This window comes from Arthrobacter sp. zg-Y1143, from assembly GCF_030125565.1.
Taxonomy (GTDB): Bacteria; Actinomycetota; Actinomycetes; order Actinomycetales; family Micrococcaceae; genus Arthrobacter_B.
In genome coordinates, this window is the sequence record NZ_JASKLW010000006.1 from 54,693 (window position 1) to 66,800 (window position 12,108).

At 64.6% G+C, this 12,108-nt stretch carries 13 protein-coding genes; 8 read left to right on the forward strand and 5 right to left on the reverse strand.

Annotated elements, in window-relative coordinates:
• Positions 1-7 precede the first annotated feature (7 nt).
• Entirely contained in the window at positions 8-904 is an 897-nt protein-coding gene (locus tag QNN98_RS08760; RefSeq protein ID WP_227911582.1) for a heme o synthase, read from the forward strand.
• 589 nt (positions 905-1,493) lie between these two features.
• Here the strand turns inward: QNN98_RS08760 and QNN98_RS08765 are convergent.
• The 3 genes from QNN98_RS08765 to QNN98_RS08775 are packed head-to-tail and all read right to left on the reverse strand — an operon-like array spanning position 1,494 to position 4,191.
• A complete protein-coding gene (locus QNN98_RS08765) occupies positions 1,494-2,483 on the reverse strand; it encodes a COX15/CtaA family protein (protein WP_283996840.1) in 990 nt (329 codons plus the stop codon).
• A 5-nt stretch (positions 2,484-2,488) separates the two neighbouring features.
• Positions 2,489-3,232: an ABC transporter permease gene (locus tag QNN98_RS08770; RefSeq protein ID WP_227911336.1), complete on the reverse strand. Its 744-nt coding sequence runs from the start codon at positions 3,230-3,232 to the stop codon at positions 2,489-2,491.
• A complete protein-coding gene (locus QNN98_RS08775; RefSeq protein WP_502864665.1) occupies positions 3,229-4,191 on the reverse strand; it encodes an ABC transporter ATP-binding protein in 963 nt (320 codons plus the stop codon). Before QNN98_RS08775 ends, QNN98_RS08770 begins: the two co-directional genes overlap by 4 nt.
• A gap of 118 nt (positions 4,192-4,309) precedes the next feature.
• On the opposite strand from QNN98_RS08775, the gene QNN98_RS08780 reads away from it, so the two are divergent.
• The 6 genes from QNN98_RS08780 (at position 4,310) to QNN98_RS08805 (ending at position 9,648) form a co-directional block, all read left to right on the forward strand.
• Positions 4,310-5,101 (forward strand): helix-turn-helix transcriptional regulator, encoded by a 792-nt coding sequence (locus tag QNN98_RS08780; RefSeq protein WP_227911338.1) that lies wholly within the window; start codon positions 4,310-4,312, stop codon positions 5,099-5,101.
• Complete coding sequence (sufB, locus tag QNN98_RS08785) at positions 5,101-6,576, forward strand: Fe-S cluster assembly protein SufB (protein WP_269437332.1); 1,476 nt, start codon at positions 5,101-5,103, stop codon at positions 6,574-6,576. The genes QNN98_RS08780 and sufB overlap by 1 nt, the downstream gene beginning before the upstream one ends.
• Positions 6,577-6,677: 101 nt before the next feature.
• Positions 6,678-7,910 (forward strand): Fe-S cluster assembly protein SufD, encoded by a 1,233-nt coding sequence (gene sufD / locus QNN98_RS08790; RefSeq protein ID WP_227911584.1) that lies wholly within the window; start codon positions 6,678-6,680, stop codon positions 7,908-7,910.
• Positions 7,911-8,016: 106 nt separating this feature from the next.
• Positions 8,017-8,787, forward strand: coding sequence for a Fe-S cluster assembly ATPase SufC (sufC, locus tag QNN98_RS08795; protein WP_283996841.1), 771 nt, complete (start codon positions 8,017-8,019; stop codon positions 8,785-8,787).
• Between the two features lie 24 nt (positions 8,788-8,811).
• Positions 8,812-9,141 (forward strand): metal-sulfur cluster assembly factor, encoded by a 330-nt coding sequence (locus tag QNN98_RS08800; protein ID WP_227911340.1) that lies wholly within the window; start codon positions 8,812-8,814, stop codon positions 9,139-9,141.
• Positions 9,142-9,240: 99 nt separating this feature from the next.
• Positions 9,241-9,648, forward strand: a complete 408-nt coding sequence (locus tag QNN98_RS08805) for a DUF4440 domain-containing protein (protein ID WP_227926312.1) — start codon at positions 9,241-9,243, stop codon at positions 9,646-9,648.
• A gap of 14 nt (positions 9,649-9,662) precedes the next feature.
• Here QNN98_RS08805 and QNN98_RS08810 read toward each other — a convergent pair whose 3' ends face one another.
• Positions 9,663-10,298, reverse strand: coding sequence for a hypothetical protein (locus QNN98_RS08810; RefSeq protein ID WP_283996842.1), 636 nt, complete (start codon positions 10,296-10,298; stop codon positions 9,663-9,665).
• A 199-nt stretch (positions 10,299-10,497) separates the two neighbouring features.
• Between QNN98_RS08810 and QNN98_RS08815 the strand changes: the two genes are divergently transcribed.
• On the forward strand, positions 10,498-11,133 hold the full coding sequence (locus QNN98_RS08815) for an HAD family hydrolase (protein WP_283996843.1): 636 nt from the start codon (positions 10,498-10,500) through the stop codon (positions 11,131-11,133).
• Positions 11,134-11,199: 66 nt separating this feature from the next.
• On the opposite strand, the gene ypfJ is transcribed toward QNN98_RS08815, so the two are convergent.
• Positions 11,200-12,102: a KPN_02809 family neutral zinc metallopeptidase gene (ypfJ, locus tag QNN98_RS08820; protein WP_227911344.1), complete on the reverse strand. Its 903-nt coding sequence runs from the start codon at positions 12,100-12,102 to the stop codon at positions 11,200-11,202.
• Between the last annotated feature and the right edge of the window lie 6 nt (positions 12,103-12,108).

The following is a 12,108-nucleotide window of genomic DNA, read 5'->3' on the forward strand; positions in this document are numbered from 1 at the left end:
GGGGAAGATGACGGCGGGCCGCAAGGCCCGGGCTTACGTGGCGCTCACCAAACCACGCGTCATCGAGCTTCTGCTCGTAACCACCCTGCCCACCATGATCTTCGCGGAGCGGGGCCTTCCCTCGCTTGGCCTTATCCTGGCCACCATGGTTGGCGGGGCGTTGGCGGCCGGCAGCGCCGGTGCGTTCAACTGCTACATCGACCGCGACATGGACAAGCTGATGAAGCGGACAAAGAACCGTCCGCTGGTCACCGGCGAGGTTTCCCCGCGGGAAGCGCTGGTCTTCGCCTGGGTGCTGGGCATCGTGGCCATCGCCCTGCTCTGGTTCGGCGCCAATCCGCTGACCGGCCTGCTCGGCGTCGGCGCAATCCTGCTCTACGTGGTCTTCTACACGCTGATCCTCAAGCGCCGCACCACCCAGAACATCGTGTGGGGCGGAATGGCCGGCTGCATGCCGGTGCTGATTGCCTGGGCTGCCGTCACCAACAAGGTGGAATGGCCCGCAGTCATCCTGTTTATGATCATCTTCCTGTGGACGCCGCCGCACTACTGGCCGCTGTCCATGAAGTACGGCGAGGACTACCGCAACGCCAGCGTGCCCATGCTCGGCGCCGTTGCCGGAGCCAAGCTCGTTTCGGTCCAGGTGGTCCTGTACGCCTACGCCACGGTGGCCTGCTCGCTGCTGCTGGTTCCCGCCGGTGGAGCCGGCTGGGTCTACACGGTGGCCGCAGTGCTGGCCGGTGCATGGTTCGTGGCGGAGTCCCACAAGCTGCATTCCCGTGCACAGCGCGAGGAGCTTGACGACAAGTCGGCCATGAAGGTCTTCCACCTGTCCATCAGCTACCTCACCATCCTGTTCCTGGCCCTGGCCGTGGACCCGTTTGTGGGCAGCTCGCTGGTCTAGCTTTTACGGTTCCTGCGTGGCCGGGTCCCTTCGGGGGTCCGGCCACTGCTGTGTTCCGGGGGATTCCAGGGTGAGGTTGTTCCAGTGGTGAGGATTTCCGGGGGCGTGGTGGTTCCGGGGCGCTTTGTGCCGACGTACTCCCTGTGGGGGTTTACCGGGGACCGGTGTGTTGGGAGCCTTGGGCAGCCCTAGGCAGTGGGGGAGAGACTGTGCGGAGGGGGATCCTGCAGGGTGACGACTGAGCAGATAACGGGTTTATGCCCGGGCTATACCCCCGGTATCTGCTCACTCGATGTGGGTTTCCGTCCGGCAAGCCCCGGTATCTGCTCACTAGATGCGGCTTTCCGCCCCGCACGAGGCCCCATCAGCTCTGCTTGCCCACCAACACCGTCAGCTCGGTACCCATGCCCGAGGCCCGACGCTGCAGGTGCTGCACCCAGACACTCGACCGAGCAGATAACGGATTTATGCCCGGACGTTAGCCCCGGAAGCTGCTCACCGGATGGCCGCACCTCCATCGCAACCCGCAGCACAGCAAAAAGGCCGGGCCCCGAAGGGGACCCGGCCGTTAGCGGTAAGTCAGTGCAGCCTAGCGCCCTGCAGGGGCACCGGACACCGGAGCGGCAGCATCACCGGCGCTGCCGGGGACCTGCTTGGCATATCCCGTAAAGACCGCCTGCGCAGCCGCAGCAGTGAGCAGGCATGCACCGAGCATGTGCAGTGCCACCAGGGCGATCGGCAGGTGCAGGAAATGCTGTGTGTAGCCGATCACGGCCTGGGCCAGGACGACGACGGCCAGCAGCACCACCGCATTGCGCACCCGGGCGTCGGCCGTGCGGCGGAAGACCAGGTAAAGGGCAACCGCCAGCGCGAAGACCAGCAGATAGACGGGCACCACGTGGACGCGGGTAATGAGGTCCGGGTTGAGCCCGTTGCGGGCCGCACCGTGGTCTCCCGCGTGCGGACCGGAACCGGTGACCATGACGCCGAGCAGCACGGTGATGCCGGAAAGGACGCCCATGGCGCCCAGCAGCGGGCGAAGGGTCTTGCCGGCAAGCGGGGCGTGACGGACGGCCAGGTCTCCGGAGGACAGCCAGGCACGGTTCACCAACACCACGGCGGCGACAATCAGCACCATGGAAACGATGAAGTGCAGGCCCACAATCCAGGGGTTCAGGCCGGTGAGCACGGTGATGCCGCCAACCACGGCCTGCGCCGGGATGCCGGCGAGCAGTCCGATGGACAGCCACCAGAGGTCGCGGCGCTGGGCCCGGACCCGCCAGACGGAGAACACGGTGGCAAAGGCAACAGCGGTCAGCACGAAGGTCAGCATCCGGTTGCCGAACTCGATGATGCCGTGCACGCCCATTTGCGGCGTCGTCACCAGCGAGTCAGCGGTGCACAGCGGCCACTCGGGGCAGCCAAGGCCGGAGGCGGTCAGGCGGACCGCACCGCCGGTCACCACAATAACGATGTTGGCCACCAGCGAGGCCACGGCGAGGGAGCGGATCAACCGTCCTGCCGCAGGCAGGGGACCGGTGGATTGCCGGGCCGGAACTCCGGCCGAGGTTGATGACACGGTAGCTAACTCCATTTGAACCAGCGGACAGCACCCAGGCCGCCCAGTATTGTCCACGCCAGAAGGATCAGCGTGGCGGAAATATTGAACTGCGAGTCGATCAGCGCGGACCGCAGGGCGTCCCCAAGGGCGGCCGAGGGCAGGACTTCGATGAACGGCTGCAGGAGGTCGGGCAGGTTGCCTACCGGGATGATGATACCGCCGGCGGCTGCCAGCAGTATCCACAGCAGGTTGGTTATGGCCAGTGTGGCCTCGGGTCGCACGGTTCCTGCCACCAGCAGGCCAAGAGCCGTGAAGGCAACGGCGCCCAGGGCCAGCTGCAAGGCTGCGGGCACCAGGCCTGCCAGCTCCGGCCGCCAGCCGAGCAGCAGCGCAACCACGGACACCAGGACCACCTGGATGCACAGCACGGCGAGAACGGCAATGACCTTGCCCGCAATCAGTCCGGCCCGGCCCAGCGGGGTGGTGGAGAGGTAGCGCAGCACCCCGTACCGGCGGTCAAAGCCCGTGGCGATGCCCTGCCCGGTAAAGGCAGTCGACATGGCGCACAGCGCGAAGATGCCGGGCGTGGCCATATTGATCCGGCTGGTGCCGTAGCCGTCCAGCAGGGGAGTGACCACCAGGGCCACCATGGCCATCAGCGGCAGCACCACGGCGAGGATCAGCTGCTCCCCGTTGCGCAGCATCATCACGGCCTCATAGCGGCCTTGGTTCAGGATGCGTGCCGGAAGCGAAGCGGGAGCGCTCAACGGATGGTCCTTCCGGAAAGGTCGAGGAACACGTCTTCCAAGGTGCGCGAGGCCATATGGACCGACGACGGCAGGATCTGCCGCTCGGCCCACCACGCGGCGACGGCGGCCAGGTCCGAAGGAGTAAGGGCACCGCGCAGGGCGTAGTGCCCGGGGGCGGCCTCGGCAATGTCCAGGTGCTGCAGTGCACCTGACGCGAGGGCCGCGACGTCGAGGCCCGGGTCGGCGTCGAACGTCAGCAGGCGCTGCTCGGCCTGATGTCCGGTGGCCGAGGTCAGCTCGGCCACGGTACCGGAGGCAACGGTCTTGCCGGCGTCGATGATGTAGACGTAGTCCGCAAGCTTCTGCGCATCGTCCATCAAGTGGGTGGTGAGGATGATACCCAGGCCCTCGGAGCGCAGTTCGGAAATCAGGTCGAAGACAATCTGGCGGGACTGCGGGTCCAGCCCGGCACTGGGCTCGTCCAAAAACAGCACCTCGGGCCGGCCAATCAGGGCCGCCGCCATGGCCAGCCGCTGCTTCTGGCCGCCGGAGAGCCTCCGGATGCCGGTGTTGGCGAAGCTTCCAATACCCAGCCGCTCCACGAGTTCGGCCACCGGACGGGGCGACTCGTACATGCGGGCAACGTGTTCCAGCAGGGCCACGGGACGGGCCGACGGCGGCAGGCCGCCTTCCTGCAGCATCACGCCTACGCGGCTGCGCAGGTGGGCGTCGGCGCGGTAAGGGTCCTGCCCGAGCAGCCGGATTTCCCCGCCGTCTATGGGCTGCAGGCCCTGAGCGCACTCCAGGGTGGTGGTCTTGCCGGCGCCGTTGGCGCCAAGGAGGGCGGTGACGGCGCCGCGGCGGGCAGTAAAGTCGACGCCGGCCAGCACGCGGACCATCTTGCCGTCCAAACCAGCAACCGGGCCACAGTCCTTGATCAGACCTTTAATGGTCAGGCAGGGTTCATCGTTAGGCACCTGCATATTCTACGTTAGGTAGTACAAGCTCCCGCACGAGGCACTGCCGGGTCCGGCACGGCCGATGGCAAGCCTTGCCTTAGTGGAATCAGGGAACAGATTAGGTCATGCTTGTGTTGTGTATTCTGTGAGCAACTCTGATACGAAGGCGGCGGCCCCGCCGAGCGCTGCCCGCGAAGCGGAGGAGCGCACCCGGGACAAGGTGCTGGGTGCGGTTCTGGAACACGGCCCGGTCAGTGCGGCTGAGCTGGGCGAACGGCTCGGCTTCACGCCGGCAGCCGTGCGCCGCCACCTCGACGCCCTGTCCACCAAGGGCCTGATCCAGGTCAAGCTGGTGCGGAACTCTTCATCCGGAGCCGGCCGCCCGGCCCGCCGCTACGTGCTTAGTCCGCAGGGCCAGGCATATCTGGGCAATGACTACCTGGACATCGCCACCGAAGCGCTGCGCCAGCTGGGTGCAGCACTGGGCCCGCAGGCCATCGAGGCCTTCGCGGCCGAACGCTTCGGCCAGATGGAGGAACGGTACCGTCCCGTTGTCGACGCCGCAGGCCCCGAGGTCGCCGACCGTGCCCAGGCACTGGCCGCGGAACTGAGCAAGGACGGCTTCGTGGCATCAACCACCATGATCGGCGCCGGGGCGAAGAAGAGTACGCTGCTTAGCATCCAGCTGTGCCAGGCGCACTGCCCCATACAGGGATTAGCCACGGCCTATCCCGTCTTCTGTGACAAGGAGACCGAAGTTTTTGCCCGCCTTCTGGACGTGGACGTCCGCAGACTGTCCACTTTGTCCCGGGGCGGACACGTTTGTACGACCCACATTCCCGTGGGTCGGAACAGATCCGCGCCGCAGGTTCCACTGCACGCCGAGACCCCCCAGTCCACATCCATTCATCAGCAAGAAAGGCCGTGATGACGGATCAAGTAACCCAGAAGCCGACGGCACCTTCCATGGTGCCGGAGTCTGTTATTTCAGACATCCTGGAAAAGAACCCTGAACTCGAGGGCATCGGTACATACGAGTACGGATGGGCAGACTCCGACGTCGCCGGCGCCACCGCCCGGCGCGGCCTGAGCGAGGAAGTTGTCCGCGACATCTCGGCTAAGAAGAATGAGCCGCAGTGGATGCTGGACCTTCGCCTCAAGGGCCTGAAGTACTTCGACCGCAAGCCCATGCCGACCTGGGGCGCAGACCTCTCCGGCATCGACTTCGACAACATCAAGTACTTCGTGCGTTCCACGGAGAAGCAGGCCAACACCTGGGAAGACCTCCCCGAGGATATCCGCAACACCTACGAAAAGCTTGGCATCCCCGAGGCCGAGCGCGGCCGCCTGGTGTCCGGCGTCGCCGCCCAGTACGAGTCCGAGGTGGTCTACCACCAGCTCCGCGAGGACCTGGAGCGCCAGGGTGTCATCTTCCTGGATACGGACACCGCCCTGAAGGAACACCCGGAAATGTTCCAGGAGTACTTCGGCACGGTCATCCCGGTTGGCGACAACAAGTTCGGCTCGCTGAACACTGCCGTGTGGTCCGGCGGATCCTTCGTCTACGTCCCCAAGGGCGTCCACGTGGAAATCCCGCTGCAGGCCTACTTCCGCATCAACACGGAAAACATGGGTCAGTTCGAGCGCACGCTGATCATTGCGGACGAGGATTCCTACGTCCACTACATCGAAGGCTGCACCGCACCGATCTACACCTCGGACTCACTGCACTCCGCCGTCGTGGAAATCATCGTGAAGAAGGGCGCCCGCGTCCGTTACACGACCATCCAGAACTGGTCCAACAACGTGTACAACCTGGTCACCAAGCGTGCCATTGCACACGAGGGCGCCACCATGGAGTGGATCGACGGCAACATCGGTTCCAAGGTCACCATGAAGTACCCGGCTGTATACCTGGTCGGCGAGCACGCCAAGGGTGAGACCCTGTCCATCGCCTTCGCCGGCGAGGGCCAGCACCAGGACACCGGATCCAAGATGGTCCACATTGCCCCCAACACCAAGAGCTCCATCATCTCCAAGTCCGTGGCCCGCGGCGGCGGCCGCGCCGCCTACCGCGGCCTGGTCCAGGTCCGCGAAGGCGCCACGCACTCGGCCAACACCGTGCGCTGCGACGCCCTGCTGGTGGACACCATCTCCCGCTCGGACACGTACCCGTACGTGGACATCCGCGAAGATGACGTCACCATGGGCCACGAAGCCACTGTTTCCCGCGTCAGCGAGGAGCAGCTGTTCTACCTCATGTCCCGCGGCCTTCCCGAGGACGAGGCAATGGCAATGATCGTGCGCGGCTTCATCGAGCCGATTGCACGCGAACTGCCGATGGAATACGCCCTTGAACTCAACCGCCTCATCGAACTCCAGATGGAAGGAGCCGTCGGTTAATGTCGAAGCTTAACGACGTCGTCGAAACCGTGACCGAAAAGGTCAGCAATGTAGTGGAGGAGGTCAAGGCGAAGGTTGTTTCCCCGAAGGAAACCAACCGGATGCGCATTGACGGCTTCACCGAGGAAGGCGAAAACCTTTCCCCGCTGAACGATGACTCCTCACCGCTGGGCGGCGACAGCAGCAAGTCCCACAGCCACGGCGGCGGAGAGGGCATCCCGGACAGCTCGCGCGCCGGACGCACCACGTCCTTCCACCGGGCTGACTTCGGCAAATTGACCGGCCGTGAAGAAGACTGGCGGTTCACCCCGCTCAAGCGCCTGCGCGGACTGCACACCGCGGACCTGGACGGTACGGCTCCCGAGCTGGCCGTCGTCGCGCCGGACGGCGTGCGGGTGGAGAGCATTGCCCGCACCGACGCCCGCGTCGGTTCGGCCGGCATCCCCGAAGACCGGGTTGCCGCTGCCGCATGGGAAGACTTCCGCGAGGCCACGTCCGTGACCATCCCCGCCGAGACTGTTATTGACGGCAGCGTCACGCTGACCATCAACGGCGTCAGCAAGGACCCGGCCGCCCAGCACATCGTCATCACTGCGGAGAAGTTCTCCAAGGGTGTTGTGGTCCTGGACCACAAGGGCTCGGCCGTGCTGTCGCAGAACGTCGAAATTGTTGTCGAAGACGGCGCAGAACTCACCGTTGTTTCGGTCCAGGACTGGGACGACGACGCCGTGCACGCCTCCGCGCAGTACGCGAAGATTGGCCGCGACGCGAAGTTCAAGCACGTCGTCGTCAGCCTCGGCGGCGACCTGGTGCGTGTCACCCCGTCCTCCAAGTTCACCGCCACCGGCGGCGACGTGGAAATGTTCGGCCTGTACTACGCCGACGCCGGCCAGCACCTGGAGCAGCGCCTCTTCGTGGACCACGCAGTGGCCAACTGCAAGTCCCGCGTGATGTACAAGGGCGCCCTGCAGGGCCGCGACGCGCACACCGTGTGGGTTGGCGACGTCCTGATCCGCAAGGAAGCAGAAGGCACCGACACGTACGAGGTCAACCGCAACCTGCTGCTGACCGACGGCGGCCGCGCCGACTCCGTGCCGAACCTGGAAATCGAGACCGGACTCATTGAGGGTGCCGGCCACGCCAGCGCCACCGGCCGGTTCGACGACGAGCACCTGTTCTACCTGATGGCACGCGGCATCCCCGAGGACACCGCCCGCCGCCTGGTGGTCCGGGGCTTCCTCACCGAGATCATCCAGCAGATCAAGGTTCCCGCCCTGGAAGAGCGTCTCACCGACGCCGTCGAGCGCGAGCTCGAAGCCTCCGGAGCCTACTAGGACACGGGTTCGGGTGCCGGAGAATTCCGGCACCCGAACCTGAGCCGCCTTCCATCCCCAACGCTTAGTTACGCACCTCTGGGTGCAAAGGAGAAAGCCAACTCGCATGTCTACTCTTGAGATCAAGGATCTTCACGTCAGCATTGAGACCGAACAGGGCCGCAAGCCGATCCTGAAGGGTGTCAGCCTGACCATCAACACCGGTGAGACGCACGCCATCATGGGCCCCAACGGCTCCGGCAAGTCCACTCTGGCCTCCACCATCGCCGGCCACCCGCGCTACAGCGTGGACAGCGGTTCCATCACCCTTGACGGCGAAGACGTCCTGGCCATGAGCGTGGACGAGCGTGCCCGCGCCGGCCTCTTCCTGGCCATGCAGTACCCGGTCGAGGTTCCCGGCGTCACCATGACCAACTTCCTGCGCACCGCCAAGACCGCCCTCGACGGCGAAGCCCCCTCGCTGCGCCACTGGACCAAGGACGTCAAGGCTGCCATGGGTGACCTGCGCATCGACGCCGACTTCGCCCAGCGCAACGTCAACGAAGGCTTCTCCGGCGGCGAGAAGAAGCGCGTCGAGATCCTGCAGCTCGAGCTCTTCCACCCGAAGTTCGCCATCCTCGACGAGACCGACTCCGGCCTCGACGTCGACGCCCTGAAGATTGTGTCCGAAGGCGTGAACCGTGAGCACTCCAAGGGCGGCATGGGTACGCTGCTGATCACGCACTACACGCGTATCCTTCGGTACATCAAGCCCGATTACGTCCACGTTTTCGTTGACGGACACATTGCCGAGCAGGGCGGCCCCGAGCTGGCCGACCGGCTCGAAGAAGAGGGTTACGACCGCTTCACCGGCGCCAACGCCGCGGCCGGCGCGTAATTCGGAACAGCTGAAGGAGCAATAATGAGCGACTCCGATCTGGCCTCCACGTCCCTTGAGGACGTCGAAGAGGCCCTCAAGGACGTCATTGACCCCGAGCTGGGGGTGAATGTCGTTGACCTTGGCCTGCTGTACGGCCTGAAGTACGCCGAGGACGGCGCACTGCTGATCGACATGACGCTGACCACTGCGGCCTGCCCGCTGACCGACGTCATCGAAGAGCAGACCGCGCAGGCGCTGGACGGCGTCGTTGATGAGTGGCGCCTGAACTGGGTGTGGATGCCGCCGTGGGGACCTGAAAAGATCACCGACGACGGCCGCGACCAGATGCGCGCCCTCGGGTTCAACATCTAGCAGCTGTGGATACGGCAAAGAGCCGCTTCCGGATTTTCCGGGGGCGGCTCTTTGCGTGTCGGTATCAGCATCCCAGCCGGCGCTGCTAGCGTTCGCGCCATGGGCAATACTGCAAGCACAGACCATTTTCACGACCGGTACCTCACTGCCTGGAACGCGGCCATGGCGTCCGGAGACAGTGCACCCATCGAGGCGTTCCTGGCGCCGGAGTACCACGGATGGCTGGGCTCCGCGGCTGCGTCTGCCGAGCCGTTCGACGGTGCGACGGCTCGGAAGGGTTTCCGCGCTACCGTCTCTGCATTGAAGGGCTGCACGGTCCATGCCGATTTCCGTACTGTAGCCCCGCGCGGCCGCGACGAAGCGGTGGTGTTCTACGAGATGACCTACCGTGTGGGCGGGGATAACACGGCGCGTGCGCTGCTGATGGAATCCTGGCGGCTAACAGAGGGACAGTGGCTGCTCTGCCGGGACCTTACCGAAGTCAATGTGGGCCAACCTGCGGCCTAGCAGCGTTGCGCCGGCTACCCCTCCTTCGGCTTGACGTAGTCCTCGAACTCTTTGGCTCCGTCAATCTTCCAGTCTTTTCCGACTTTCACCATGAAAACGTCCCTGCTGGTTGTCGACGCGTCGTGGTCCGGATCTTCGTACATGATTACCGCGTGCCGTGCATCGATGACCATGATGTCCTCATCCGCGATGTCCGCCGCCGCCTTCGCATCGTTCTCGTCCGTAAACGCAGTGATCAGCATGGAGTTGTACCCGATGATGGCGCGGTCTGAATCGCTCATCCCCTCCCAGTGGTAGGAACCGGACATCGGGTTGAACTCCGCGTGAAAGTCCGCCAACGCCTTTTGGCTCTCGGGTTTCAGGGCGTCGTAATTTTCTTCAACCGTGTCATAGTCACCGGTTTTGAACTTCGTCATTTCTTCAGGGCTCAAAGCATCCTGAAACTTGGCTTCATAGGCGTCAAAGTTTTCGTTCATGGTCTTGGCCGCCTTTGCTGCCGCGGACTGGTACTCCGCAAAGGCCGCTCGTACGTCCGAACGGACTTCGGCCGGGTCATCCCTGCTGTCCTGGCCGCAGACTGACAGTGCGGTAGACAAAGCCAGTGACAAGGCCAAGACGGGCAGTGCGGGCAGTCCATAACTCTTCTTCACTGAGGTTCCTTACCTCTAGGGCTTCCGGAATCGGAATTCAGTATGCATTGAAGCGGCAGCTGGTCACTCTTGACACGCCAGTCACTGCCGCCTCCGTGTGCTGGCCGGAAGGCACGGACACTTATGTCAGTTGCCGGGACCCGGTCAAGCGGAGGAGAACCGGTTATGGCCGTTGACATCCGCTGCTAGGGTTCGCCGCATGGGGAACACCGAGAACATTTCCAAGCCCGGCACCTGGTACCTGTTCGATTACGGCATGGTGATCTCCACCGCGCCGGAGCCGGCAGACTGGGCCGCACTGAAGCTGGAGACCGGCCAGCATCTGCAGGATCCCGCGAGCCCCTATTGGACGCACCGGGAAAGCTATGACGCCGGCCTGCTCAGTCCGGCTGCGTACTGGGCCGCCGTGCTTGCCCTGCCCAAGGTGGACGAGGAGCGGGTGCGGGTGCTGGAGGACTTGGACGCGGCACAGTGGTCCCACCTCAATCCGGACACAGCCGACGTCGTTCAGGCCCTTGAAGGCGAAGGCGCGAAGCTGGCTGTGCTTTCGAACATGCCGACGCAAATGTCCCGGCGCTACCTCCGCGATTCAGCGTGGGCCCGGCACTTTGCCAAGACCTATTTCAGCGGCCCGCTGGGAATGACCAAACCTGACCGCCGGATCTTCGAGCTCGTCCTGAAGGACCTGCATGCAGAGCCCGGCGACGTGGTTTTTATCGACGACAACGAGGCAAATATCTCCGCTGCACGGGCGCTCGGCATTCGCACCGTGCACTTTCGTCCTCCGGGGGATGCCGATCCCACGGATTTGCGGGAGTTGCTGGGCCGGATGTGAGCGGTCCGCTCGGGGCACCGCGGGCGGTGGCTCAGCGGGCACGGGTGCTGAGCCGGATGGAAACCCTTACGGGCGTGACAGGTCAGCGGCACTGAAGGTGTCGCACGTTTCCAAGGAGCCGCCGTCGTTGTAGCCCGCCAGGAACCACGCCTGGCGCTGCTCGCTCGAGCCGTGCGTCCAGCTCTCCGGATTGACCTGCCCCGTGGCCGAAGCCTGGATCCGGTCATCACCTACGGCAGAGGCAGCCGAGAGGGCGTCGTTGATGTCCGTTTCGGTAAACGGTGCGAGGAAGGGAACGTCGCTGCCCGGTGCGGGAGTAGACGCCGCATGGCGTGCCCAGAGGCCCGCATAGCAGTCGGCCTGGAGCTCGGTCCGGACCGAGGCGGACTCGGGTCCCTGCGGGTCGGCATTGCGGCCTGTACTGGATCCCGTGAGCTGCTGGATGTGGTGGCCGAATTCGTGCGCCACCACGTACTCCTGAGCCAGCGGTCCGCCGGAGGAACCATAGCTGTTCACCAGATCGGAGAAGAACGCCGTGTCATAGTAGGTCTGTTCATCGGCGGGGCAGTAGAAGGGCCCCACAGCACTGGTTGCAGCTCCGCAGCCCGTGGTGGTCTGGTCCGAGAACAGCACCACACCGGGCTCGGTGTAGGTGACACCGCGCTCAGCGAGCTGCGGTTCCCAGAAGCTGTCCAAACTCTCCGCAGTACCGAGGATGCGGCAGTCCAGGCGTTCGTTGGCATCCTCGCCGTTCAGGCACGTGCTGATGCTTTCGGATTGGCCCTGCCCAGCGGAGGAGGCGCCGCCGTCGCTTAATCCCAGCCCATCGATAACGTCGGAGCCGAAGAACAGGGAGAGGATCAGCAGCAGTCCGCCGCCCAGCCCTCCGCCAACAGCGATGCCTTTGCCTTTGCCGCGCCGGTCGCTCACTCGTGAGGAATCAAGGCGCGCGTTTTCGTTGAAACTCATGCCATC

What these genes read in the sequence shown, in the direction of transcription:
- QNN98_RS08760 (WP_227911582.1), top strand. Translation starts at nt 8, where the DNA reads ATGACGGCGGGCCGCAAGGCCCGGGCTTACGTGGCGCTCACCAAACCA.
- sufB (WP_269437332.1), top strand. Translation starts at nt 5,101, where the DNA reads ATGACGGATCAAGTAACCCAGAAGCCGACGGCACCTTCCATGGTGCCG.
- sufD (WP_227911584.1), top strand. Translation starts at nt 6,678, where the DNA reads ATGCGCATTGACGGCTTCACCGAGGAAGGCGAAAACCTTTCCCCGCTG.
- sufC (WP_283996841.1), top strand. Translation starts at nt 8,017, where the DNA reads ATGTCTACTCTTGAGATCAAGGATCTTCACGTCAGCATTGAGACCGAA.
- QNN98_RS08800 (WP_227911340.1), top strand. Translation starts at nt 8,812, where the DNA reads ATGAGCGACTCCGATCTGGCCTCCACGTCCCTTGAGGACGTCGAAGAG.
- QNN98_RS08805 (WP_227926312.1), top strand. Translation starts at nt 9,241, where the DNA reads ATGGGCAATACTGCAAGCACAGACCATTTTCACGACCGGTACCTCACT.
- QNN98_RS08815 (WP_283996843.1), top strand. Translation starts at nt 10,498, where the DNA reads ATGGGGAACACCGAGAACATTTCCAAGCCCGGCACCTGGTACCTGTTC.
- ypfJ (WP_227911344.1), bottom strand. Translation starts at nt 12,102, where the DNA reads ATGAGTTTCAACGAAAACGCGCGCCTTGATTCCTCACGAGTGAGCGAC.